This is a genomic window from Enterobacter sp. D2, assembly GCF_034427575.1.
Classification (GTDB): Bacteria; Pseudomonadota; Gammaproteobacteria; order Enterobacterales; family Enterobacteriaceae; genus Enterobacter; species Enterobacter cloacae_M.
The window spans coordinates 268234-291506 of record NZ_JAXQPP010000002.1; the positions used below are offsets into that span (position 1 = coordinate 268234).

Annotated in this window: 22 protein-coding genes and 1 pseudogene; 14 read left to right on the forward strand and 9 right to left on the reverse strand. The window is 50.6% G+C overall.

Annotated elements, in window-relative coordinates:
- Window positions 1-4: 4 nt before the first annotated feature.
- From kduI to SPG90_RS13445, 3 genes are all read right to left on the reverse strand, one after another.
- On the reverse strand, window positions 5-841 hold the full coding sequence (kduI, locus tag SPG90_RS13435) for a 5-dehydro-4-deoxy-D-glucuronate isomerase (protein WP_023309062.1): 837 nt from the start codon (window positions 839-841) through the stop codon (window positions 5-7).
- A gap of 235 nt (window positions 842-1076) precedes the next feature.
- Complete coding sequence (locus SPG90_RS13440; RefSeq protein ID WP_023309063.1) at window positions 1077-2255, reverse strand: acetyl-CoA C-acetyltransferase; 1179 nt, start codon at window positions 2253-2255, stop codon at window positions 1077-1079.
- A 93-nt stretch (window positions 2256-2348) separates the two neighbouring features.
- Window positions 2349-3215 (reverse strand): LysR family transcriptional regulator, encoded by an 867-nt coding sequence (locus tag SPG90_RS13445; protein WP_047173543.1) that lies wholly within the window; start codon window positions 3213-3215, stop codon window positions 2349-2351.
- Window positions 3216-3320: 105 nt separating this feature from the next.
- Here SPG90_RS13445 and SPG90_RS13450 point away from each other — a divergent pair, with 105 nt between their 5' ends.
- Together SPG90_RS13450 and SPG90_RS13455 are read left to right on the forward strand one after the other, a co-directional pair.
- Window positions 3321-3782, forward strand: a complete 462-nt coding sequence (locus tag SPG90_RS13450) for a multidrug/biocide efflux PACE transporter (protein WP_023309065.1) — start codon at window positions 3321-3323, stop codon at window positions 3780-3782.
- Between the two features lie 119 nt (window positions 3783-3901).
- Window positions 3902-5131: an amino acid permease gene (locus tag SPG90_RS13455; RefSeq protein WP_047173544.1), complete on the forward strand. Its 1230-nt coding sequence runs from the start codon at window positions 3902-3904 to the stop codon at window positions 5129-5131.
- Between the two features lie 55 nt (window positions 5132-5186).
- Here the strand turns inward: SPG90_RS13455 and SPG90_RS13460 are convergent, their stop codons facing one another.
- Entirely contained in the window at window positions 5187-5639 is a 453-nt protein-coding gene (locus SPG90_RS13460) for an Lrp/AsnC family transcriptional regulator (RefSeq protein ID WP_045404629.1), read from the reverse strand.
- Between the two features lie 115 nt (window positions 5640-5754).
- Between SPG90_RS13460 and SPG90_RS13465 the strand changes: the two genes are divergently transcribed.
- Window positions 5755-6366 carry a LysE family translocator gene (locus SPG90_RS13465; protein WP_045404632.1) on the forward strand — a complete coding sequence of 204 codons (612 nt, stop codon included), beginning with the start codon at window positions 5755-5757 and terminating at the stop codon, window positions 6364-6366.
- 27 nt (window positions 6367-6393) lie between these two features.
- Here SPG90_RS13465 and SPG90_RS13470 read toward each other — a convergent pair whose 3' ends face one another.
- Both SPG90_RS13470 and yjdI read right to left on the reverse strand, forming a co-directional pair.
- Window positions 6394-6666, reverse strand: coding sequence for a GNAT family N-acetyltransferase (locus SPG90_RS13470; protein WP_047173545.1), 273 nt, complete (start codon window positions 6664-6666; stop codon window positions 6394-6396).
- A 10-nt stretch (window positions 6667-6676) separates the two neighbouring features.
- A complete protein-coding gene (gene yjdI / locus SPG90_RS13475; RefSeq protein WP_008499689.1) occupies window positions 6677-6907 on the reverse strand; it encodes a 4Fe-4S mono-cluster protein YjdI in 231 nt (76 codons plus the stop codon).
- 301 nt (window positions 6908-7208) lie between these two features.
- Between yjdI and SPG90_RS13480 the strand changes: the two genes are divergently transcribed.
- The 6 genes from SPG90_RS13480 (at window position 7209) to SPG90_RS13505 (ending at window position 15779) form a co-directional block, all read left to right on the forward strand.
- Window positions 7209-8849 (forward strand): ATP-binding protein, encoded by a 1641-nt coding sequence (locus SPG90_RS13480; RefSeq protein ID WP_045404637.1) that lies wholly within the window; start codon window positions 7209-7211, stop codon window positions 8847-8849.
- Window positions 8833-9528: a response regulator gene (locus SPG90_RS13485; RefSeq protein WP_100245683.1), complete on the forward strand. Its 696-nt coding sequence runs from the start codon at window positions 8833-8835 to the stop codon at window positions 9526-9528. The genes SPG90_RS13480 and SPG90_RS13485 overlap by 17 nt, the downstream gene beginning before the upstream one ends.
- A gap of 168 nt (window positions 9529-9696) precedes the next feature.
- Window positions 9697-10785 carry an ABC transporter substrate-binding protein gene (locus SPG90_RS13490; RefSeq protein ID WP_047173547.1) on the forward strand — a complete coding sequence of 363 codons (1089 nt, stop codon included), beginning with the start codon at window positions 9697-9699 and terminating at the stop codon, window positions 10783-10785.
- Window positions 10786-10865: 80 nt separating this feature from the next.
- Window positions 10866-12635 carry an ABC transporter permease gene (locus SPG90_RS13495; protein WP_023309073.1) on the forward strand — a complete coding sequence of 590 codons (1770 nt, stop codon included), beginning with the start codon at window positions 10866-10868 and terminating at the stop codon, window positions 12633-12635.
- Window positions 12628-13698 (forward strand): ABC transporter ATP-binding protein, encoded by a 1071-nt coding sequence (locus SPG90_RS13500; protein ID WP_045404646.1) that lies wholly within the window; start codon window positions 12628-12630, stop codon window positions 13696-13698. The genes SPG90_RS13495 and SPG90_RS13500 overlap by 8 nt, the downstream gene beginning before the upstream one ends.
- 290 nt (window positions 13699-13988) lie before the next feature.
- A complete protein-coding gene (locus SPG90_RS13505) occupies window positions 13989-15779 on the forward strand; it encodes an LTA synthase family protein (RefSeq protein WP_047173548.1) in 1791 nt (596 codons plus the stop codon).
- Between the two features lie 919 nt (window positions 15780-16698).
- Here SPG90_RS13505 and SPG90_RS13510 read toward each other — a convergent pair.
- Entirely contained in the window at window positions 16699-17157 is a 459-nt protein-coding gene (locus tag SPG90_RS13510; protein ID WP_322408190.1) for a helix-turn-helix transcriptional regulator, read from the reverse strand.
- Window positions 17158-17279: 122 nt separating this feature from the next.
- Here SPG90_RS13510 and SPG90_RS13515 point away from each other — a divergent pair, with 122 nt between their 5' ends.
- Window positions 17280-18032, forward strand: a complete 753-nt coding sequence (locus tag SPG90_RS13515) for a hypothetical protein (protein WP_322408191.1) — start codon at window positions 17280-17282, stop codon at window positions 18030-18032.
- 278 nt (window positions 18033-18310) lie between these two features.
- Here the strand turns inward: SPG90_RS13515 and SPG90_RS13520 are convergent, their stop codons facing one another.
- The gene (locus SPG90_RS13520; protein ID WP_201472684.1) at window positions 18311-19312 is read right to left on the reverse strand and encodes a PIN domain-containing protein; all 1002 of its coding nucleotides are present in this window, start codon (window positions 19310-19312) and stop codon (window positions 18311-18313) included.
- A gap of 273 nt (window positions 19313-19585) precedes the next feature.
- Window positions 19586-20146 (reverse strand): recombinase family protein, encoded by a 561-nt coding sequence (locus SPG90_RS13525; protein ID WP_322408225.1) that lies wholly within the window; start codon window positions 20144-20146, stop codon window positions 19586-19588.
- A gap of 219 nt (window positions 20147-20365) precedes the next feature.
- Between SPG90_RS13525 and SPG90_RS13530 the strand changes: the two genes are divergently transcribed.
- From SPG90_RS13530 to SPG90_RS13545, 4 genes and pseudogenes are all read left to right on the forward strand, one after another.
- A complete protein-coding gene (locus SPG90_RS13530; RefSeq protein ID WP_135411519.1) occupies window positions 20366-20809 on the forward strand; it encodes an NUDIX hydrolase in 444 nt (147 codons plus the stop codon).
- 22 nt (window positions 20810-20831) lie between these two features.
- A pseudogene (locus SPG90_RS13535) lies at window positions 20832-20978 on the forward strand (hypothetical protein); the annotation flags it as partial.
- 152 nt (window positions 20979-21130) lie between these two features.
- Window positions 21131-22150 (forward strand): hypothetical protein, encoded by a 1020-nt coding sequence (locus SPG90_RS13540; RefSeq protein ID WP_250204374.1) that lies wholly within the window; start codon window positions 21131-21133, stop codon window positions 22148-22150.
- Between the two features lie 636 nt (window positions 22151-22786).
- Window positions 22787-23119 (forward strand): NIPSNAP family protein, encoded by a 333-nt coding sequence (locus tag SPG90_RS13545; RefSeq protein ID WP_135411518.1) that lies wholly within the window; start codon window positions 22787-22789, stop codon window positions 23117-23119.
- Window positions 23120-23273: the final 154 nt, after the last annotated feature.

The window sequence follows — 23273 nt, forward strand, 5'->3', positions numbered from 1 at the left end:
GCGACTAGCGCAGATCGCCGACCGCAACGTGGTCCATATCATCAAAGACCTGGTTTTCGCCCACCATTCCCCAGATAAAGGTGTAGGCTTTCGTCCCTACGCCGGAGTGGATGGACCAGCTCGGTGAAATCACCGCCTGCTCGTTGTGCATCACGATATGGCGCGTTTCCTGCGGCTGTCCCATCATGTGGAACACGCAGGCGTCCTCATCCATATTGAAGTAGAAGTAGACTTCCATGCGGCGCTCGTGGGTATGGCACGGCATGGTGTTCCACAGGTTGCCCGGCGCAAGCTCGGTCAACCCCATGCTGAGCTGGCAGGTCTCCAGCACGTCCGGCACGAAGTATTTATTGATGGTGCGGCGGTTGCTGGTGAGGTTGTCGCCCAGCGTCACGGGCGCGACGTCTGCCGGGGTCACTTTCCTGGTTGGGCAGGTGGCGTGGGCCGGCGCGCAGTTGTAGTAAAACTTCGCAGGCCTGCTGCCGTCGATGCTGGCAAAGACCACGTCTTTCGCCCCTTTACCCACGTACAGCGCCTCGCGATGGCCAATCTCATAGCAGTGTCCGTCTACGATGATGGTGCCCGGCCCGCCGATGTTAATCACGCCGAGTTCGCGACGCTCAAGGAAGTAGCTCACGCCCAGCTGTTTACCGACTTCACCGCCCACGGAGACGCTTTTCGTGACGGGCATAACCCCGCCCACAATAATGCGGTCGATATGGCTGTAAACCATGGTGTACCTGTCGGCCTCGAATACCTGCTCGACTAAAAATGCATTGCGCAGCCCCTGAGTATCGAGCGTTTTGGCGTGCGCACTGTGGATGCTTTCTCTGACGTCCACGGTAACCTCCAGATGTGGTCATGCCCGAAGGCGGAAATAAACGAAACAGCGTTCCGTTTTTCATAATGAGCACATACTATCGGCATAAAGTGGGCTTTTCAATTATATTTAAAACAACGTTTCATTTTTATTTTTGTTTATAGCGGAAATGATGTTCGGATCACAATTCAACCGCCGGGAGAAAAAGGACGCGAAAAAAAACCTCCCGGAGGAGGTCATTTTGTTTGAGAAGAGGTTAGCGTTCGATGGCCAGCGCCACCCCTTGCCCGCCGCCTATACAGAGTGTAGCAATCCCTTTGCGGGCATTACGTTTTTTCATTTCGTGGACCAGCGAAACCAGGATCCGGCAGCCGGACGCACCGATAGGATGCCCCAGCGCGATCGCGCCGCCGTTAACGTTGACCCGCAGAGGATCCCACTCCAGCATTTTTCCGACGGAGATCGCCTGCGCGGCATAGGCTTCGTTCACTTCGATCAGATCCACATCCGAAAGCTGCCAGCCCGCGCGCTCCAGGCAGCGGCGGGTAGCGTAGACCGGTGCGATCCCCATTAGCGCAGGATCAACCCCCACGCTGGCGAATGCTTTAATGCGGGCCAGGACCGGAAGATCGAGTTCAAGGGCTTTGCTTTCGCTCATCATCATGACGGCGGCTGCGCCGTCGTTAATGGAAGAGGCATTTCCCGCCGTCACCGAGCCCTGCATTTCAAACGCGGGATTCAGCCTCGCCAGGCCTTCTGCGCTGGCGTCGGTGCGCGGCTGTTCATCGGTATCCACGAGGATACGCTCGCCGCTCTGACGCTGCGTGCTGACCGGGACAATCTCGTCGCGAAAGCGACCGGAATCAATCGCCGCACGCGCTTTTTGCTGCGAGCTTAGCGCATAGGCATCCTGCACCTCACGGCTGATGCCGTACTCGCGCGCCAGGTTTTCCGCCGTCACGCCCATATGATAGTCATTGAACGCATCCCACAGCCCGTCATGCACCAGGCTGTCGAGCAGCTGGCTGTTGCCCAGCTGTGCGCCGGTCCGGCTGTCGGTCAACACGTGCGGCGCGCGGCTCATGTTCTCCTGCCCGCCCGCGATGATCACGTCCGCCTCACCACACTGAATGGCCTGCGTCGCGAGATGCAGCGCTTTTAATCCTGAACCACAGACGTCGTTGATGGTGATAGCGGAGACGGTATTGGGCAGCCCGCCCTTCAGCGCCGCCTGACGCGCAGGGTTTTGCCCGGCACCGGCCGTGAGGACCTGGCCCAGAATCACCTCATCAACTTCATGTGCTGCGATCCCGCTACGTTCCACCAGCGCTTTTACCACCACGCTACCCAGCTCAACCGCCGAGTGACGCGCGAGCGATCCCTGAAAACAGCCGATAGCTGTACGCAACGCACCCACTATAACGACATCTTTCATCACGACCTCTGTGTTAAATGACATGACGATAGTAGAGGATTGTTACTGGCAATTATCTTAATTGTTTAAAAATAGTGAGTTTAATCACAAGGATCAGCGCGCATCCTGCAGATACTGCCGTAGCCAGCTTCCGGCAACGCCGGGAGGGGATCGTTTATTCCACAGCAGATCGATGCCGATCGCCCGCGGCCAGCCGGGAACATTGAGCTGTACCAGGGATTTCGCAGCGGCAAATTCATCCACCAGCGCACACGGCAGCACGCACCAGCCAAATCCCTGTACCGCCATACTCAAGAGTAACAGGTAATTCGGCGCTGACCAGACGGGCCCGCGCGCGATCTCAGCCTCGCGCTCAAGATAGGTGCTGAGCCGCAGCTCGCGCCAGCCGTGCAGCTCGTCATGCTGAACGTCATGTTGTCCGGCCAGCGGATGCGTGGTCGCGACGTAGATCGCCATGCGGGTCTGCATCGGCAACCGGGTGACGCCAATATCCGTAGGGTAACCGTCGCGCGCTTCCGTCAGGCCAATCTGCGCGCGCTCCTTTTGCAGCAGATCGATCACGTCCTCTTCCTCGCCAATCAGACATTCGAATTCCGTATGGGGAAAACGCGCGTCAAACTGTTTCATCATATCTTCCAGCACGTCCGGATTGAGGGTATCGGAAAGGACAAACGTCAGACGCGCCTCCGTTTGCGCCGTTAGCGACACCGCCAGCTCGTCCAGCCGCGTGCTGGCGGCCAGGATAGCCTGCACGTAGCCCAGCACCTGTTCTCCCTGGACCGTTAACACCGGCTGACGCGCCGAGCGGTCAAACAGCTCGAAACCGAGATCGGCTTCAAGATTGGCAATGGACGTGCTGATCGTCGACTGGCTTTTACGCAGCCGGCGTGCAGCAGCAGAAAAAGAGCCCGCCGCAACGGTCTCGACAAACGCGGTAAGGGCTTCGGGTGAATAGCGCATAACCTATCTACTTTAGCGATGGATACTATCTGTAATATATCAGCTATAGCGATAAAAATAGGCTGCATCAACGCCCATACCGGCGAATTAATGAGGTCTATGACTATGCAACATCAGGATGCACTCCAACGTAAACTGCCGGAGCGGATCTTTCATGCTGTCTGTTTCGAAGGGATTGCTACGGCGATCCTCGCCCCTACGGCGGCGTGGCTAATGCAGCGTTCCGTGGTGGAGATGGGGGGATTGACCATTATTCTGGCCACCACCGCCATGCTGTGGAACATTATTTATAACTTTGGCTTCGACCGTTTCTGGCCCGTTCAGCGCGTCAAACGTACCGCAAAAGTCCGTGCGCTGCATGCGCTGGGGTTCGAATGCGGGTTTATTGTGATTGGCGTGTCGATTGTCGCCGCCGTGCTGGGCGTTACCCTGCTTCAGGCATTCACGCTGGAAATAGGTTTCTTCCTGTTCTTCCTGCCGTACACCATGTTCTATAACTGGGCGTACGATAGCCTGCGCGAGAAATTTCTTAAGCGTCGCCAGCAACGGCGCGCCCTGGCAGGCTAAACCACCTCTGGCCGGACGCCCGTTCCGGCCAAACTCCGTCGAAGCAACTGCGCTCTTCAGGCATAACTATGGTAAATTGCACGCCATTCCGATGGTTTGATAGTTGATACGTTGCTCTAATGTCGAAAATTTGGTCAAAAGATGAGACTCTCTGGAGTTTCGCTCTCTATGGCACGGCCGTGGGCGCAGGAACGCTGTTCTTGCCCATTCAGCTGGGCTCCGCAGGCGCAATCGTCCTGTTTATTACCGCCCTCGTGGCCTATCCCTTAACCTACTGGCCGCACAAAGCGCTGGCGCAATTTATCCTGTCGTCAAAAACAAAAGGCAACGAAGGGATCACCGGCGCCGTCTCGCACTACTACGGCAGGAAGATTGGCAACCTGATCACCACGCTCTATTTCATCGCCTTCTTTGTGGTGGTGCAGATTTATGCGGTGGCCATCACCAACTCGCTCACGGAGCAGCTGGCGAAACACCTGACGGTGGATACCGCCGTTCGCGTGCTGGTCAGCCTGGGCGTGGTGCTGGTCCTGAATCTGATCTTCCTGATGGGTCGCCATATCACGATAAAAGTGATGGGCTTCCTGGTGTTTCCGCTGATTGCCTATTTTCTGTTTGTCTCGCTCTACCTGATCGGCAGCTGGCAACCCTCGCTGCTGACCAGCCAGATGGCCGTCGATCGCCATACGCTGCACCAGGTGTGGATTTCGATTCCGGTGATGGTATTTGCTTTCAGCCATACCCCGATTATCTCAACGTTTGCCGTTGATCGCCGCGAGAAGTTTGCCGACGGTGCCATGGATAAATGCAAGAAAATCATGAAGGTGGCGTACCTGATCATCTGCCTGAGCGTGCTGTTTTTTGTCTTCAGCTGCCTGCTCTCAATTCCGCCGTCGTACATTGTGGCCGCCAAAGAGCAAGGGGTAACGATCCTGTCCGCGCTGTCGATGATGCCTTCTTCTCCGGCGTGGCTGGGCATTTCCGGGATTATCGTGGCGATTATTGCGATGTCGAAATCGTTTCTCGGCACCTATTTTGGGGTGATTGAAGGGGCGACGGAGATCGTGAAGTCGTCGCTGAACCAGGTGGGGGTGAAAAAGAGCCGCGCCTTTAACCGCGCGATTTCCATTATGGGAGTGTCGTTAATCACCTTTGCCGTCTGCTGCATTAACCCGAACGCCATTTCGATGATTTACGCCATCAGCGGCCCGCTTATCGCCATGATCCTGTTTATCATGCCGACGCTGTCGACGTATCTGATCCCCTCCCTGAAACAGTACCGCTCCATTGGCAACCTGCTGACGCTGATCGTCGGCGTGCTGTGCGTGTCGGTGATGTTTGTCGGCTAATTTCCTTTCCTGCCCAGCGCTCTGCCGGGCAGGCCTTTCAGTCCTGGCCTGCTGCTTACAGCGGAAAAGGCCTGTCCTGCACCACCGTTTTCATGACAAGCGTAGAGCGAAGATGCTGCACGCCGGGCATGGCGGAGAGCTTCTCGTCGTAGAGCTTCTGGAAAGCGGGCAGGTCGCGGGTCACGACGTGCATCAGATAATCTGGATCGCCAAACAGGCGCTGGGCCAGCACGATCTGCGGAATTTCCTCCACCGCCGCTTCAAACGCGCTAACCGCCTTACGGTCACCCTCCTTCAGCGTCGCAAACACTATCGCCAGGAAGTTGAATCCCATTTTGGCGGGGTCGAGGCTGGCACGGTATCCCGTTATCGCCCCGCTTTGCTCCAGCGCCCGCACGCGGCGATGGCACGGCGAGAGGCTCAGATTCACTCTTTCCGCCAGCTCGGTAAGGGATAAGCGGCCATCAGACTGTAGCTCAGCAAGAATTTTTCGATCGATGCTATCCATGTGGAAGATTTTCTCAATTTCACGGTGTTATGAGCATAACATTGAAAGCCTATTTCGCAGGGTTAGCGATATTCTTTTTCTCAACCTTTGACGCACTGCGGGAGTCTTCAGGACGATGGAAATGAGTATTGTGGCCGGCTTTTGGGTGGTTTCTTTTCTGCTTATCATGACGCCAGGCGCCGACTGGGCCTACGCCATTAGCGCCGGGATTAACGGGCGACGCGTGGTACCGGCGGTGATGGGGCTAATGTCCGGGCATCTGATAGCCACGCTGATTGTGGTGGCTGGCGTGGGCGTAGTGATTGCTCAACACCCGATGGCGTTAACCGGGCTGACCGTCGCGGGGGCCGCGTATCTCCTGTGGCTTGGCATCGGACTGTTGCGTCACCCTGCCGCACCGGAAAAGGCCACCCATCATGGGGGAAACTGGAGGCAGTGGGCGGTGAAAGGGCTCTGCATTAGCGGTCTTAACCCGAAAGTTTTTTTACTTTTCCTGGCGCTGCTTCCGCAGTTCACCGACCCGACCGGAAGCTGGTCGATAGCGAAGCAGATGTCCGCGCTTGGCGTGATGCACCTTATCACCTGTACGCTGGTCTATCTGCTGGTGGGGTATGGTTCGAAAGCGGTACTGGCGACCCGGCCACAGGCGGCGCGTCTGGTAAGTATGGCATCGGGAGGGATAATGGTGCTGATCGCGATGGTATTGCTGTTTGAGCAGGTAAGATAAAAAAACACCGGCCATCGCCGGTGTTATTTACGCCCGAATATCGTCATATTCCCGCGTTTTATCAAACTCATGCTTCGCGAACGGGCACAGCGGAATAATTTTGCGATTCTCACCGCGCATCTTCTCCACCACTTTCGCTACCAGCTGTTTACCGACGCCCTTCCCTTTCAGGCTCTCATCCACGTCGGTGTGCTCGATAATGCTCAGATGCTCGCCGGTCGGTACGAAGACAATCTCCGCGACCTGATTGCCGTTCGCATCATTCACGTAAAACTTGTTATGGCCTTCCAGAATATCCATGGTTCCTCGCTTATTTTTGGCGATACTTCAGCGCACCGCTCGGGCAGGTATCAATCACGCGTACAACCGTTTCAACGTCCACTTCATCGGGAATGATCCACGGCTTACGTTTCAGATTAAACAGCTTTGCGCTCCCACGCACGCAGTTACCTGAGTGTTTGCAGATCCCGGTATTGAAGTAAACGTCAATTTTCTCGCCGGTATAGGCCCGGTAACCTGCATCCAGTAGTTCTTTATCCATGACATTGCCTCTGTAATTATTATCGTGCTGAATGAAGCATAGCCTTACGGGATCCTGATGGCTATATACCCGTCATACTTCAAGCTGCAGGTGCGTTGGCTGCACTCACTCACCCCAGTCACGTACTTATGTACGCTCCCGGGGATTCGTTCCCTTGCCGCCTTCCCGCAACTCGAATTATTTAGGGTATAACGCCGAAAACGAAAAGCCAGGTCACAACTCTTTTCTCGCCAGATTGCGTCCGCTATTGGCCCATGTCAGGCTCGGCAAATGTCACTTTTACATAACTTCCGCAGGTTGAATGAAACGCAGACTCTCTTTTCAGGTAAAACTGTTTTTAGCGCTGGTGTGCTTCTCCTGCCTGCTGTTAGTTCTGCTGGGAACAATCCTGTTTCATTTTATTGACCGTCAGCTCCACCACGATCTCGGCCAGCGCGCCCGGGTTCAGGCCAGCCAGATCGCGCTGATGCCGGGTCTGGCGGCAATGGTAGCGGCCAGGGATATTCCGGGAATAGCCCGCTTAATTCAGCCGCTGCGCGCTGAAAGCGATGCCAGCTACATTGTGATTGGCGATACCGAGGAGCAGCACCTCTATCATTCGGAATCCCCGGAGCGGATTAATTTACCGATGATCGGCGGGGATAATGCGGAGGTATTAAAGGGCAAAACCATTATTTCCGTGCGTCAGGGCGGGATTGGCGTGTCGCTACGCAGTAAAGCGCCCATCTTCAACGCGCAGCATCAGGTGATTGGCATTGTCTCGGTCGGCTATCTGACGTCGTATATTGCCAATATTAACGCCCGCATTCTCTGGCAGTCCGGGCTATACGGCGCTGCGCTTCTGCTGCTGCTGTTTATTTTCTCCTGGCTGTTTACCCGCAATTTAAAAAAACAGATGTTCCGGCTGGAGCCGAAAGATATCGCTCAGCTGGTTTTGCAGCAGCGCGCCCTATTAGAAGCCATGTACGAAGGCGTATTTGCCGTTAATAGCGAGAAGCAGCTGATTTTAATTAACCGCGCGGCACGCGAAATGCTGGATATTCGGCAAAATGAGAAAGAACTTATCGGTAAACCGCTGGAGGACATTCTGCAGACGGCGCCGGGATTTTTATCCCAGCGCTACGCCTCGGTGAGCAGCGGGAGCCATGACCAGATTGCGGTGCTGAACCAGCGCGAGGTGATCGTCAACCGGGTAGCCATTGAGGTCGAACCGGGCGTTGAAAGCGGTTGGGTATACAGCTTTCGCGACAAAAATGACATTAATACCCTAAGCAGCCAGCTCAGCCAGATCAAACGCTATGCGGATAACCTGCGCATTATGCGCCACGAACAGCTGAACTGGACCGCCACTCTGGTCGGGCTACTGCAGATGAAACACTATGACGAGGCCATCCGTTACATTCAGGTGCAGTCAGAGGGCGCGCAGCGCGTGCTGGACTTTGTCTCAGCCCGTTTTTCCTCTCCCGCGCTGTGTGGGCTGCTGTTAGGAAAATACGTCAGCGCGCGCGAAAAAGGCATCGAGCTGCTGTTTGACCCCGCCTGCCAGCTCATCCGCATGCCTGCCACGCTGAGTGAAACGGAGCTGATGTCCATTATTGGTAACCTGCTGGATAACGCCGTGGAGGCGACACTCAACGCCCCGGTCCACGCGCCGGTAGAACTCTACATTTCTGACCGTAACCAGGAGCTGCTGATCGAGGTGGCCGACCGGGGCTGCGGGGTGGAGGATGCGATGAAGCCGCACATTTTCCGCCAGGGGTTCAGCAGCAAGCCGGACAGCGAAAACGACATTGTGGGCACCGAGCACGGTATTGGCCTGTTCCTGGTGGCAGGATATATCGACAAGGCCGGCGGCAGTATTGAGATTGCCGACAACACGCCGCAGGGCACTATTTTTTCTGTGTTTATTCCGAATGGGCAACAGCATGACCCGACCACTTGACGTTGTGATAGTTGAAGATGAGCCGCACCTGGCGGAGCTGCATCGCGAGTATATCGAGCAGAATTTCCATCTGCGCGTGGTGGGCATCGCCGCGTCGATTGAGCAGGCGTGCAGGCTGATTCGTCAGCATCAGCCGCGGCTGATCCTGCTGGACAACTATCTCCCGGACGGTAAAGGCGTGGAGCTCATCGATAACCCGCTGCTGAAAAGCTATGAGTGTTCGGTGATTTTCATCACCGCCGCCAGCGATATGCAGACCTGCAGCCACGCCATGCGCAGCGGCGCGTTTGACTACCTGATTAAGCCCGTCTTTTTCCAGCGCCTGCACGCCTCGCTGGAGCGGTTTATGCGTTTTATCCACACCGTGCAGCAGGTGAAGGTGGTCGATCAGCATGCGCTGGATCGCCTGTTTAATCTGCCCGCCTCGGAAGCCTCCATTACGCCGTCGACGAAGGGCATTGAACCCCAAACGCTGGAACGGATTAAACGCCTGTTCGCCGAGCATCCCGACGATGCGATGTCGGTTGAAGAGGTGGTGGAAAACGTGGGGATCAGCAAAACCACGGGGCGTCGCTACCTTGAATACTGCGTGGAGAGCGGGTTAATCAGCATCGAAATGCTGTATGGCAATATTGGTCATCCGCGAAGGTTATACCGCAAAGCGCCCGATAAACCGTAATCCAGAACCGTTCGGAGGCTAACGTTCGCGGATTTTATGGTGTTAATTGCTGAAACGACGGCGACAATCACACTTCGGAATCATTGCTTGCTTCACCCTCTTGTAGGTGGAACCCGATACGCTATGTTGACAATTAGTTCCTCAAATGTAACTAAAAGGTTAACTATAATGTCGAACACGTTCCGAATTTCTCTGCTTACCGCTACTGTACTGTTCTCTGCTTCTGCACTGTCTGCACTGCCGCAGGGCTATCCTGCTGAGTATCAAAAAGTGGTTGATGCCGCAACGAAAGAGGGCAAGGTTGTTATTTACTCCACCACCGACATCAAGGCCGCCGGGCCGCTGATCCAGGGCTTCGAAAAAACCTACCCGGGCATTAAAGTCGAATACAACGACATGAACAGCACCGAGCTGTATAACCGTTTCATCAGCGAACAGGCCTCCGGCGGCGTGAGCGGCGACGTGGTCTGGAGCTCCTCTATGGACACCGGCCTGAAGCTCGCCACCGACTACGCCATGGAGTATAAATCGCCGGAGCAAAGCCAGCTGCCGAAATGGGCGGTCTGGAAAGATAAGGCCTACGGCACCACCTATGAGCCGGTGGTCTTTATCTACAACAAGCGCCTGATCCCGGCCGGCGACGTGCCGGATTCTCACGCCGCGCTGGCGAAGCTGATTGCCAGCCAGACGGACAAATTCAAGGGCAAAGTCACCACCTACGACATCGAAAAATCGGGCCTGGGCTTTATGCTCTCGGTTCAGGATCACAACGCCGATCCTAATTACTTCAAAACCCTGGCCGACGTCGCCAAAGGTGGCTTATCGGTGCAGTCGTCTACCGGCACCATGATGGAGCGCGTCTCCTCCGGTGAAAACCTGATCGGCTTCAACATCCTCGGTTCCTACGCGGAAGCGCGCGCAAAGAACGATCCTTCGCTCGGCATTTCCTATCCAAAAGATTACACCCTGGTGCTGTCGCGCGTGTCGTTCATCAGCCAGCAATCGCAAAACAGCAACGCCGCGAAACTGTGGCTGGACTATGTGCTGTCTGAACAAGGGCAAAACATTCTGGCCAGTCAGGCGGATATTCCCTCCATTCGTAACGATATCGAAGGGAAAAATGATATCGACGGCCTGACCAAAATCCTCGGCAACGCGCTGAAGCCAATTCCGGTTGATGAAACGCTGCTGGAATACCTGCAGCCGAAAAAACGCCTGGAGTACATCAAAGAGTGGCGTACCGCCGCCGGTAAATAAGCGTCTGAGCGCGGCGCAGGCCGCCGCGCTCCCTTATCGACTGAGTTCGTTTTTCTGGGCTGCAACACCAGGGATACCCCATGAATACATTACGCAGAAAGTGGCAAAGCCTGCCGCGAGGCATCGTCGTGCTGATAACCGCCCTGGTTATCTATACGCCGCTGTCGTTTATCGTGATACAGAGCTTCCTGTCCGCCCCGTTCTTTTCGCCGTCAAAAGAGTGGAGCTTTGAATCATTTGAGTTTATTTTCACCGACCCTGATTTTTATAAGGCCCTGAAAAGCGGCTTTATTCTTGCTTTCGGGCTGGTCTTTATCTCCATTCCGCTGGGCGGCGTTCTGGCGTTTCTGATGGTGCGTACCGACCTGCCCGGCCGCCGGTTGATTGAGCCGCTTATCCTGGTCCCGATTTTCGTTTCACCGATGGTGCTGGGCTTCGGCTACGTGGTGGCCGCCGGTCCGGTGGGCTTTCTCTCCCAGTGGGCTCAGGCGCTGATTGGCTTTGTGCCGTGGAATATCTACGACATGTCGAGCATTGTGGTCATCGCCGGCCTGACGCACGTCCCGCACGCCTATCTGTATATCTCGTCAGCGCTGCGCAGCGTGGGCTCCGATGTGGAAGAAGCCGCGCGCACCGCGGGCGCGTCGCCCTGGCAGGTGATGACCTCCGTCAGCCTGCCGATGGTGCGCCCGTCCATTCTGTACGCCACCGTGCTGCTGTTCTTCCTCGGGCTGGAAGTGTTCGGTCTGATGCTGGTCCTCGGCGACCCGGAAGGCAACATGGTGCTGGCGACCTATCTCTATAAGCTGACAAACAAGATGGGCACCCCATCCTATAACCTGATGGCGGCGGTTGCCGTGGTGCTTATCTGTATCACCATCCCGCTGGTGATGCTCCAGCGTCGCCTGATGCGCACCGCCAACCGCTTCGTCACCATGAAGGGTAAGGCTTCGCAGGCCCGCGCGCTGCCGCTGGGTAAATGGCGCTGGGTGGCTGGCGGAGTGATTGCCTTCTGGCTCACCGTCACCATCGGCGTTCCGCTGCTCGGCGTGGTATTGCGCGCGTTTATCTCCAACTGGGGCGTGGGCGTTTCGCTGTGGGACGAGCTTTCACTGAACACCTTCCGCACCATCTGGGCACAGCCCAACCTGCTGCGCGCCATCGTCAACTCCATGGCGATTGGCGTGATTGGCGGCGCGCTGGCCGTGGTGTGCTACCTGTTTGTCGGCATTGCCATGCACCGCAAGCCGGACAACACCACGCGTTTTCTGGACTACAGCGTGCTGGTGCCGCGCGCCGTGCCAGGCCTGCTGGCGGGTCTGGCGTTCCTGTGGGTGTTCCTGTTCCTGCCGATGTGGCTCGATAACTCGCTGAAATCCGGCTGGCTTTCCGGGTTCGCCTGGACCGACTGGATGCGCGAAAACGTCATCGTCTGGCTGCGTTCGCTGCGCAGCACCATTTTCAGCGTCTGGCTGGCCTATACCGTGGTGTGGATGGCTTACGGGCTGAGGCTGATCTCTTCCACGCTGCTGCAGGTGGGGCCGGAGCTTGAAGAAGCGGCGCGCAGCACCGGAGCGACGCGCGGGCAGATCACCCGCCACGTCACCATCCCGCTCTCCCGCTACGGTCTTATCGGTTCGTGGCTGCTGATGTTCCTGATCTTTGAGCGCGAATATTCAACGGGTGTGTACCTGCTTTCACCCGGCACGGAGACCATCGGCTCGATGCTGGTTTCCCTCTGGGCCGCGGGTGCCATCGATATCGTGGCGGCGCTCTCTTTCATTAACATCCTGCTGGTCGTGGTAGGTCTGGGCATTGCCCTTCGTTTCGGAGTGAAAATACATGATTGAATTAGCGGTTGACGATCTGCACTTAACCTACGGCGACAATCCTGTTTTAAAAGGTGTCTCCATGAACCTGAAGCGCGGCGAAGTGGTCTCCCTGTTAGGCCCCTCCGGCAGCGGTAAAACCACCCTGCTGCGCGCCGTCGCGGGTCTGGAAAAACCGACGCAGGGGTCGATTGTCATTGGCAACAATAAAGTTTACGACGGCACGCCGCGCAGCGAGGTCCCGGCGGAAGAGCGTAACCTGGGGCTGGTGTTCCAGTCCTATGCCCTGTGGCCGCACAAGACCGTGTTTGAGAACGTGGCCTATCCGCTCAAGCTGCGCAAAGTCCCGGCCAAAGAGATCCAGCAGCGCGTGCAGGACGTGCTGGACCAGTTGGGTCTGGGCCATCTTGGCAAACGTCACCCGCACCAGCTCTCCGGCGGGCAGCAGCAGCGCGTGGCGATTGGCCGGGCGCTGGTTTACAACCCGCCGGTGATTTTGCTGGACGAACCGCTCTCTAACCTCGACGCCAAGCTGCGCGAAGAGGCCCGCGTGTTCCTGCGCGAGCTGATTATCAAGCTCGGGCTATCGGCGCTGATGGTGACGCACGACCAGAACGAAGCGATGTCGATTTCCGACCGCATCCTGCTGCTCAACAACGGCAAAATTGAGCAACAGGGCACGCCGCAGGAGATGTACGGCTCGCCAAAAACGCTGTTTACCGCTGAGTTTATGGGCAGCAACAACCGCCTGCACGGCAAGGTTACCGAAGTGCGCGAAGGCAAAGCGCGTATCGAAGGCAAAGGCTGGGTGCTGTGGGGCCAGGCCGGTGAAGGGGTGCAGAGCGGTGAAGAAGCCACGGCGGTGATCCGCGTCGAGCGCGTGGCGGTGGTCGAGGGGCCAGGGGAAAATCAGCTTGAGCTGCCGCTGCTCACCAGCATGTACCTCGGCGACCGCTGGGAGTACCTGTTCCGCACCGTGGGGGATGATTTTGTCATTCGTGCGTATGGGCATGAGGTTCGGGATCCGCAGCACTGCCATCTTTCGCTGCCTGAGAAGCATGTGTGGGTGTTCCCGAAAGGGTGAATTTTAAAAGGCTGCATAATGCAGCCTTCTTTGCTGGCGCATAATTAGTGCACGCAATCTATCTTATTATAAGTATAGTGGTTAAGGAGTTGGCATCATAACTCTACTTAGGGGCTAACTCGGTAGGTTATCAGTTGCCGTTTCGCGCAGAGATTGCTCAATGGTTTACATATCATTGAGTGGCATATACTACTGTTTAAGTGTTGGCATTACTTACCTATTGAGATAGCCTTTTACAGGCTTTATAATTACATGATCTACTCTAGATCATTAATCCTAAGGTTCAAAAAATGAACTTGCTCTTCAAGACTAAGCCTCTCATCTCAATTAATCATTCCAGAAAAATAAAATCCTCATTAATGGATTTCACATTCATCGTTCTTTTTTTTATAATAGCTTTCGTGGGGATTAAAAATCCAGCACCACTACCAAACCATTTATATTTAACAATACACTATTTATGGCTTGCAAGCCCTTTACCTTTATCCTATATTTCACTTCGGTTGATAAAAATACCATCATTAATTTCAGCCTATACAGTCTTAATAGCGTTTAAATTATTAGAATATATAAGCGACATAAAATTATCACTCACAGGTGAAGTGTTATCCTGGAATGACTTATTTTCCCGTTCTAACATATCTATTGCAAATCATTATCTTACACCGTGGCCAGTATTTTGTCTTTTCCTTGCAATATTATTTTGTGTGATTTTATTTTTTATCAGCAGAGCATTTTACACAACAAAGAAAAATAAAGCATCACTTGCCATTAGCTTTATGATTATATTACCTTTCTCATTCTATACTCATTTCAGTTCTCTTTTTGGAGAGGACAGTCTTCTCTCCCGCAAAATGATATTATTAGCTAAAGAAATGAATGTGATTTATAAGTCATGGAATTGGCCTGAAAACCTCCAGGACAATGGAATGGCAATGCATATTGTAATGACAAGCTCACGAAAATCTGCACCTTTGGCTAACGAAAATAATAAAGAGATGTACGATCTTGAAAAACGAACGGGAAGTACGGAATTACCGAAACATAAAACTATCATTTATGTACTATGTGAGTCATGCTGGTATGACAATGCAAATTTCAAAGAACTTATCGCCCCAATATTAAATGAAGGCTTTGTTACTTTTCGAGCGACGTCTCCAGTTTATGGCGGAGGTACTGCAAATGTTGAATTTGAAATGCTGACAGGGCTACCAAGTAATTCAAGGGTCTTATCGGGTATAATTTATCAAGAATATTCCTCACAATTCAAATCGCATTCTGACACCATTGCAAGCGCTTTAAAAACAAAAGGTTTTATTACTTATGCAGCACATAATTATTTAAAAGAATTTTGGCATAGAGATATTGTTTATCAAAAATTTGGTTTTGAAAAATTTGATGGGCTTTATGAAATGTCTAATATAAGCCTACCCGATCAAATTGTCGCAACCAAAAAAAAATGGCAATGGCAACCCGATGATTACCTTCTTTATAAGTCAGCAATCGATCAGTTAAAAAAAGCCGACAAAAAAAATATTTTCATGAATTTAATAACTATGTCTACACATGGCCCCTATCCTCATGAGAATGACTCGGGAGAGTATGTATATACATACGAATTAAAACAAGCAATTGATCGCTTCGTTGAGTTCTACAAAGAAGTACGAGAGATAGATCCTGAGGCTGTTGTTGTGATTTATGGCGATCACAAACCAGCCTTAAATAAATTCTTTATGAATAAGAGTGTTCTCCCAACTAATCTTTTCAGCAAAACAGGCGATCACGACAATGACTTTGTATTTAAATGGGATATAAATCCGACCGATTACGGAGATGTCCCTGTATTTGTAGCTGCAGGAAACAATGCTAATTTAAAACAACTCGTTCAGGAAGCGAATAATCAACCTTACTTTTGCGTATCATCTCTTATAGATAAATATTTAATTAATTCAGCACTACCTAGTTTCAGATACAATATTAAAAATGAATGCTCTAACACAAATTATTCATATGAAAAAAAGATCAATGCAATGCCATCGTGGGTATACTCATTGGCATTATTTGAAGATAATGAATTATGATATGTAAAGTAAAAATACAAAAACTACCTATTTAGAATCGATTCAAAAAGGAATTATCAGAATGTCGTAACTGATAATTCCTAAATACTAAAATATGACATATAGCAAATTGCAAGATTCGTCTGGCTCAGTGCACCAGAGTTTAGAGAAATGAGAAGTGACGCGGATACTTTCTAATGCTTCTGGTGGAATGGATTCCAGATTGCATTGACTGCTAATGGTTATCGATGGAATACTGCATAACCAAATCACCGCAGTCAGGAACAAAAAACAAGCAGCAACACCACGGACTGAGGAAAACAAGACAAAAGTGCATCTCCCTGATGACTGAACCTAAGACAGTAATAGTTGACACTGTTGCGCTGAAATATAGGCGATAGCAGGGCCGGTAGTTTCATTCTATTGGCTGAATCAGTTGTCTGTATTGCCATGAGAGGGATACAGCAAGTAACTCCGTAAAGAGCTTTACCGCATTACTGTTTTTAATTCAGCAAGTTAGAATATTTTAAGATGTGTTCTGGAGCGGGCGAAGGGAAATCACCCCCGCTCCAAAGATCTCGTAATCCCATGGATTTAATAACAAAAACTTGATGCATTGTAGGAAGGATTTGTAGGAGGAACTACAACATTCCTACGCAACTGCACGGACTTTAAGTAAACGCCACTGCTTTCGGATTTTGAAACGAGTTAAAATCCTACAGACCTTAGTAAGAATAAGTATTTAACTCAATGTTATTTATATGAATTTACCAATTCATATCCAAGGTTAAACGCCACCGTAACGCCTACGTAATGCACCTGAATTTTGGCACTTCACTCGCTCTTGTAGAAACGACAAGCTGATGAAACGTAAGACTATCAGCATCCAATGAACACTGTTCATCCATACAGTGTGAAAATTCATAAACTTACACTTGAGCTACTTTCTCAGCTTGTCCCACCGAACCGCAGATACGATACCCCAGTTGCCGCTAGGATTAGGCCTACGCCATTTTGCTGTCTCCATGCTACGAAGATACTCAAGAGCTTCAGAAAACGTGCCAAAACGCTTCTGAGCCGTTTTATCACCTACACCAAACGAACCATCGCGGGTGCTCGCTAGTCCAGGATTAAAGCACGAGCCATCGGCAGCGTATGGAACCAACAGTTCCGAGTCATTATCTTCAGATGGGTCAGATGCTAACAACTGCCACGGCTCAACACTGAGAGCGTTAGCCAGCACCTCAATCGCATCCAGAGACGCATTAGAACCGCCGCGTTCAATGCGGCTCATATAGCTACGAGCAAACCCACACCGATCGGCAAAGGCTTCTTGGCTCATTCCGGTGGCAATGCGCAACTCTTTTACTCGTTGTCCAAACAGTTTTCTCAGGGTCATTTTCATGCCCTGAATTTGCGCAGATGTCCACTAAAGAGCCACGCTCCAATAGTGACATTTTGAATCAATGATCTATGATGCGATAACTAACACCGTTGGGGTGGATTCTGAGGGGTAACAACATGTCAAAAACACGGCTTAGTAAGCCCGGTTTTTCAGCCAAGTCTGTGCTGACCATTATGTTAATCGCTGCGTCATCTGGATCTTATGCAGCAGAAAGCATCGATCAACTGGCGACGCGCATCGGTATGGATCACTTCCGGGAAGCAATCAAAAAGGGTGATCGCAGCGCCTTCAAAACGCTGCCGGCAAAAGGCTATAAAAACGGACTTACTGGGCTGCTCATCAAAACTAACACCTACGTTAACCCCGAATACAGCTTTGCTGATTGCGATACGGACACCGTTATTATCTCGGCGCAAGAACACAAAACACTCCCTGGTTGCCGCATATCTTTAAAGCTAGCGACTAAAGATGCTGACGGTAGCTATCACGATAATGGCATTCGCATCGAATACGGTATTGCGACCGGTTCCAAAAAGTTTATCGCCAACAATTCAATGTGGGCACAACATGCCATCAGCGGTGATAAAGTATTAGAAGGTGCTATCCACCCGGATAAAACAAATAACCATAAAGATCAAATGTGCATGGGTATGGCTCAATTTACTGCAAACGTAACCGAAGGCCGAAACGGAGGAATGAGCAAAGGTGAATATTATCAGCGACTTGATAATATGAACGGTAAGTCCGAAGTCACTCCTCAAATGATCATGCTCTATAAGACCTTCGTTGACTACGTATATGAACACCCGAAGCAAGATGCTCAGGTTTCAGCGGCCTTTGTTTACACTAACTGTATAAACAACTTCTGATCGCACCCACAGCAGGAGACAGGCAGATGTAACTACGTTATGCGGAAGCTATCTGGCATTTGAGTATCTTATAGTTTCAAGAAAGCGTTTTCATCTCATGTAAAGGTTCCAGCTTTTGCTACATCATTCCTAATTACTCCGGTCAGTTTAGAACTAGAAAGCTGACCGGAAAAAGCCACAATATTGAATACTTATAAATCATAACCAGAGCTTCAAAAACAGGCGGATATTCAAAGCAGCAGGATGTAATCCATAACCGTGAACAGGATTAATTATCACTAGGTATCCAACATATCCCATTCATCTCCAAGCACCCATCTTAAGGCAGATAACTTGCCATTGATCATTCCCCATTCAAAATCATCCCAAGGGCCAGTGTCTTCATATTGTTCTTCGACTTTCTCAGCTGCCAACTTTGCCCTTTCCCAGATATCTTCATGAATAACATTATTACCATGGCGTGCATCTCCTTTAGGTATTATAGAAATATCACCTATTTCAATTTTATACTCCCTGTATTTATGCCGGTTATACCATACTTTTTCACAATACTCATTAATCGCAGTTAGTATGTCTGTTAAGCTTCTTGTGTCATCATCAAACCAATTATTTTCTTCTTCAAGCACACTTAAAAGCTCAGGTTCTATACTATTTATAGCCTCCGCAATATCTAAATGATAATGGACATTATCAGAAAATATTTCACCAAAATCCGGATGTGGATTTCGCCTATCAGTTAATGAGCTGAAATCCGTATAGTTTTCCGTAACAAAATGGAAGACGCCATTTTTATCTTTCATAAAGTCGTAAAACAACTCAATTAATATTGAATCAGCAACGCTGTTTTTCGAGCGATGAAAAGGGGCTCTCTTATCCAATGCCCTTGCCACGGCTTTTAACCGAACGGAATCACTAGCCTCAAGACTTATACATTTATCCATCAGAGATTCAATCATCTCCGCTGTATGCCCTGTAACTTCGCTTAAAATAGGCAAGCGACTTCCAACATCATTTAATACAGCTAGCGCTTGGTCCTTACCATTACCTCCATAAGCCCCAATTATTTTTTTGACTTTATGGAATTCCGAACCAATTTGCTGCTTAGTAGCCTCAATAACCCTGTCCTTATTTCGAAGGAACTCTTCCTTCACCAAGGTTGGGATTACAATAGCAGCGTTGTTACTATCCAATAATTGGTTAAATGCTTCAAGTAGTGCATGCTGGTTCTTTGACTTTGCTATAGTTAGCCAAACACAGGTATCGATGTAGAGATAATGCACTTTTTTAATCTCCGCAAGTAAGGAATAGAAACAATACTAATCTTCAGAGAAGTTGGTAGCAATTATTAATAATCACCTTAAACCAAACTGAATGTTACTTCGGTCTTGGATGCCTATCTGATGGCACACCAATCATACATAATCCTGAATGGACGGCGATCAACTATGTGAATTAGCTATATAACATAACCTCTTTTAGACCACTCCTGACGGTCAAAAGAAATACAAACCGCTACCCAAAATGCCAGCTCGAGCCTGAGATGCAGATGAGCCTTAATCAAGTATTGCAGCTATAGTGGCCCTGGAAACGCCGTATTCACGCGCTAACGCACTGACACTGGCTCCGCTATTCTTTTTCTCTATAATCGCCATACGGGCTTCTGGTGCGATTTTAGAAGGTCTGCCCAATTTCTTGCCTTCGGCTTTTGCTCGTGACAGCCCCGCCTGAGTGCGCTCAATGAGCAAGTCACGCTCCATCTCTGCAACCGCTGCCAGCATTGACAGCAGAAGCTTACCCGCAGCGGAGGTGAGATCAGTCGTGCCAAGCTGGTGGACAATAACCTTGATATTTCGGTCAGCCAACTTTCTGACAGTTTGCAGAACGTCAATCGCATCACGCCCCAGACGGTCTAGTTTTGCAACTACCAACGTTTCACCATCGCGGATTTTGCTGAGCATTTCAGAAAACGCTTTGCGTTGCATCGCAGGAACCTTCCCGCTAAGAATATCAGCAAACCAAAAGTCAAACGTCCATCCTGCTTTTTCAAGTTCCAAACGCTGGTTCTCAGTATCCTGCTGCGGTGTCGAAACACGCCCGTAGCCAAAAATCGCCATAGTCATATCCTCATCCGGCCCCTGCCAGAAAACGATGTCAACTTAGGATGGCCTGCCAGAAAAGCCAAGGCTAATTTTCCATCAGTGTGAAAGTATGGGATAGGAAGATGCCGGAAAACGGTCGTTTTTTGGCAGCGAAACAGGGAGTAACATTGCCGGACTAGTTGGGCAAAGTTGATTGTTCTTTTGTGTTCAACTCTCAAATAAGGATATGAACTAATGCGAACCCGTCGAGCCGCAAGATTACTGATCATCAATAACACTAATGACGTGCTACTTTTCCGTTTTACACATTGTGATGACGCTTTAGCAGGAAGATCTTACTGGGCAACCCCCGGCGGTGGACTTGAAGGTCATGAAACTTTTGAGCAGGCTGCTATTCGAGAGCTTTACGAAGAAACGGGAATCACACGGGACTTCATAGGCAACTCTATCGGAAGCAGCACTTTTGAAATGCTTCTTCCAAGTGGGGAATCTGTTCAGGCAGAAGAGCGCTTTTTTGTTGTGAAAATCACCAATACGGAAATTAGCAAAGAAGGCTGGAGCCAAAATGAAAAAAACGTTATCGACCGGCATCATTGGTGGACTGAAACTGAACTCAAAAATACTAAAGAAACGGTTTATCCATTGAATATTCTGGAAATGATCTCAGTTCTGAACTAGTCGTCTGTTGCACTTAGCACTGAAAAGCGAAGGCAGGCACCTCAAACGCTCAACAACCGTCCGACAGCTATTGCCAGAGAGCACAATGTGTTTCGTCTTAAACTCTACAGGTGAGCCGAAGCACCCTTTGTATATGAAAAACGACAGTGTTCTCATACCCTTAGGTTAACAACGGATACTGCGTTCACAATATGAACGCAGTTTACTGATAAGTAAGGTTTTTATCGTAAAGCCGTTGTGCTAACGTGCTCGAAATGTTCTCAAATATGCTCAGTTCAAATTACCCTGATGCCGGTTTGAGGTTTCGTTCAATAAGGTCGCATGATGAAGATTCGAGAATGCAAAGCTGCCGAAGCAGACCGCAAATTCTTTAAAGTCTCAGCCGGGATTGACTGGCTGGACTTAAAGATCAGCTTATCCAGACTGACCCAGCATCGCTATGTTCAGGAAGAATTACTTAAAATCACCGGGTTAAAACTCTGGGTTGAACCCTGCGGCCTACGTATCTCGAAGTTGACATCATGCGAACCCCGTCCCGATAACAACGTCAAAACTTGGGTAAAACCCATGATTAGCAGCACTAACGATACTTTTCGGATTCGCTTCCGCGATCTACTGGTAAAACATTGTGGGAAGCTGGAAGCTGCACTCAACCAATTGCAAAACCGTTTCCCATTTGCGTGTGAGCCGCAAATTGTGGGAATCGAAGTTTTCTGCGATTTCAGGCACAAGATTCGGTCGATAACCGCTACAAATGCGATGACCTATCGGCTTCAAAGCTCCCTGTTCAGTCCGGGAACCAAAGTCCGACAATACAATCCCGTAACTCGAAGAAATGTTTTCCTTGATGTTCAGGGTGCTCGTATCAATCCTGAATGGAACCTGAGAACGGGTAATAAATGGGATAACATCTCGTGGCAGGTCTACCACAAATGCACTGACAACGGTCAGAAACTACCTGTAGAAGAGCAACGCGCTCGTGTTGAAGTCACGTTAAAAGGTGCTGCGCTCACTCACTACTCTCTTCACCGCCTTAACGACATGCAGCGCTTTCGATTTGAAACCCTCACTCACCTGTTCAAATTTCGCAAACCACTTGAGCCTGAAATGATGGCTGACGGTGATTTGTTCCGGTTGACCGCTATCAATGCGGTTCGTAAGGTGAACGATGCAACAGCCGAGCGCGGATTGCATTCTTTCAATAACATTGGACGTAGGGATAAACGTAGCTGGATGATGCTCAACAGTGACAAGCGCCTGCGGAAAGAAAGCTCTCATCTGGCGGTTGTTAGCGATCTGCAAAACGCCGTCAAGGGCGCTTTACGTCGTCTCCACGTTTGAACCGCAACCCGTTTCCTATTCCAGAAAAAAGTGACAATCAGCAGGAAAGAAGCTGCATTCCTGCTGGTCTGGGTGCAGTTCTCTTAATAACTGTATATATAACAACACAACTATCAGCTTACATACCTTCGCTAACGGTGTTTGTCGGCGGCTGTTCCTTTCAATAAAATATGAACTAAACGTTGTTAATCTTCAACGTGTTCGCGGTGAAAAGCAGCCGGATAAGTTGGGCGCGAAAAAATGGATCTCCTAGATTTGGAAGCGCCTCTCTCAGGCATTGCGTCCGAAATTTTCCGTGGCAGCGAGACAGTCCTTATAGAGGCAATCAGCCTCCAAAGTTAAGCGGCTCGGTAAAGCTCAAAGCTCGCCCAGATTTCTCATTGATTGCTCGAACTCCGCTACGCTTGTTTCAATTGGCTTCGCCAGCCACTCTATGAGAGCGCCGCGAATTCTGCACCATGATTTCCACTACCTTCTTTAAAAAACTCGCCAGAGAGCCTTACAGCACGTTTGAACCGCATATCGTGGCTTCTGCTTACGGGTGACTGTCTGATTAGTAGTAGCTTCATGGCGCAGTCCGATTTACTTTACTGCTATCAATCAGGAGCCACCCAGAGGGCGATAAGGAGATAACGTTTGAGAACCGTCGAAATACTGCAATACACCTTACGCAAAGGCAGCGGTGCCGCTTTTCACGCCATAATGCAGGAAATCAGTGTTCCCCTACACCGCCGCCATGGGATCGATGTTGTTTCGTTTGGCAACTCGCTTCATGACCTGGATTGCTACTACTTGATTCGCGCCTTTGACAGCGCTGAAAGCATGACTTCGGTTCTCAATGCTTTTTATGCAAGCGATGACTGGCGCAGCGGCCCACGCGAAGACATTATTCGCAGCATTGGAACCAGCATTAAAACAGTGATGAATCTACCATCAGAAAACGTGGAAGGGTTGCGGGTGCAATCATAGGTCATCAGGATTTCACCAGACGCGTTTTGAGCGTCTCCAAATTTGGCACTGTGAAATCTACAATCCTTAATAAAAAACGCGCCAGAATCGTTCTGAGCGCGTTAGATCAAGAAAGAGAGTCAAGCTGTTGCGGTTCTTTTCGCGATTTCTTGTT

Bases quoted from the DNA above. Each gene is read 5' to 3' on its own strand.
- SPG90_RS13440 (WP_023309063.1), bottom strand. From the start codon at position 2,255: ATGAAAGATGTCGTTATAGTGGGTGCGTTGCGTACAGCTATCGGCTGT.
- SPG90_RS13445 (WP_047173543.1), bottom strand. From the start codon at position 3,215: ATGCGCTATTCACCCGAAGCCCTTACCGCGTTTGTCGAGACCGTTGCG.
- SPG90_RS13450 (WP_023309065.1), top strand. From the start codon at position 3,321: ATGCAACATCAGGATGCACTCCAACGTAAACTGCCGGAGCGGATCTTT.
- SPG90_RS13455 (WP_047173544.1), top strand. From the start codon at position 3,902: ATGTCGAAAATTTGGTCAAAAGATGAGACTCTCTGGAGTTTCGCTCTC.
- SPG90_RS13460 (WP_045404629.1), bottom strand. From the start codon at position 5,639: ATGGATAGCATCGATCGAAAAATTCTTGCTGAGCTACAGTCTGATGGC.
- SPG90_RS13465 (WP_045404632.1), top strand. From the start codon at position 5,755: ATGGAAATGAGTATTGTGGCCGGCTTTTGGGTGGTTTCTTTTCTGCTT.
- SPG90_RS13470 (WP_047173545.1), bottom strand. From the start codon at position 6,666: ATGGATATTCTGGAAGGCCATAACAAGTTTTACGTGAATGATGCGAAC.
- yjdI (WP_008499689.1), bottom strand. From the start codon at position 6,907: ATGGATAAAGAACTACTGGATGCAGGTTACCGGGCCTATACCGGCGAG.
- SPG90_RS13480 (WP_045404637.1), top strand. From the start codon at position 7,209: ATGAAACGCAGACTCTCTTTTCAGGTAAAACTGTTTTTAGCGCTGGTG.
- SPG90_RS13485 (WP_100245683.1), top strand. From the start codon at position 8,833: ATGACCCGACCACTTGACGTTGTGATAGTTGAAGATGAGCCGCACCTG.
- SPG90_RS13490 (WP_047173547.1), top strand. From the start codon at position 9,697: ATGTCGAACACGTTCCGAATTTCTCTGCTTACCGCTACTGTACTGTTC.
- SPG90_RS13495 (WP_023309073.1), top strand. From the start codon at position 10,866: ATGAATACATTACGCAGAAAGTGGCAAAGCCTGCCGCGAGGCATCGTC.
- SPG90_RS13500 (WP_045404646.1), top strand. From the start codon at position 12,628: ATGATTGAATTAGCGGTTGACGATCTGCACTTAACCTACGGCGACAAT.
- SPG90_RS13505 (WP_047173548.1), top strand. From the start codon at position 13,989: ATGAACTTGCTCTTCAAGACTAAGCCTCTCATCTCAATTAATCATTCC.
- SPG90_RS13510 (WP_322408190.1), bottom strand. From the start codon at position 17,157: ATGACCCTGAGAAAACTGTTTGGACAACGAGTAAAAGAGTTGCGCATT.
- SPG90_RS13515 (WP_322408191.1), top strand. From the start codon at position 17,280: ATGTCAAAAACACGGCTTAGTAAGCCCGGTTTTTCAGCCAAGTCTGTG.
- SPG90_RS13525 (WP_322408225.1), bottom strand. From the start codon at position 20,146: ATGGCGATTTTTGGCTACGGGCGTGTTTCGACACCGCAGCAGGATACT.
- SPG90_RS13530 (WP_135411519.1), top strand. From the start codon at position 20,366: ATGCGAACCCGTCGAGCCGCAAGATTACTGATCATCAATAACACTAAT.
- SPG90_RS13540 (WP_250204374.1), top strand. From the start codon at position 21,131: ATGATGAAGATTCGAGAATGCAAAGCTGCCGAAGCAGACCGCAAATTC.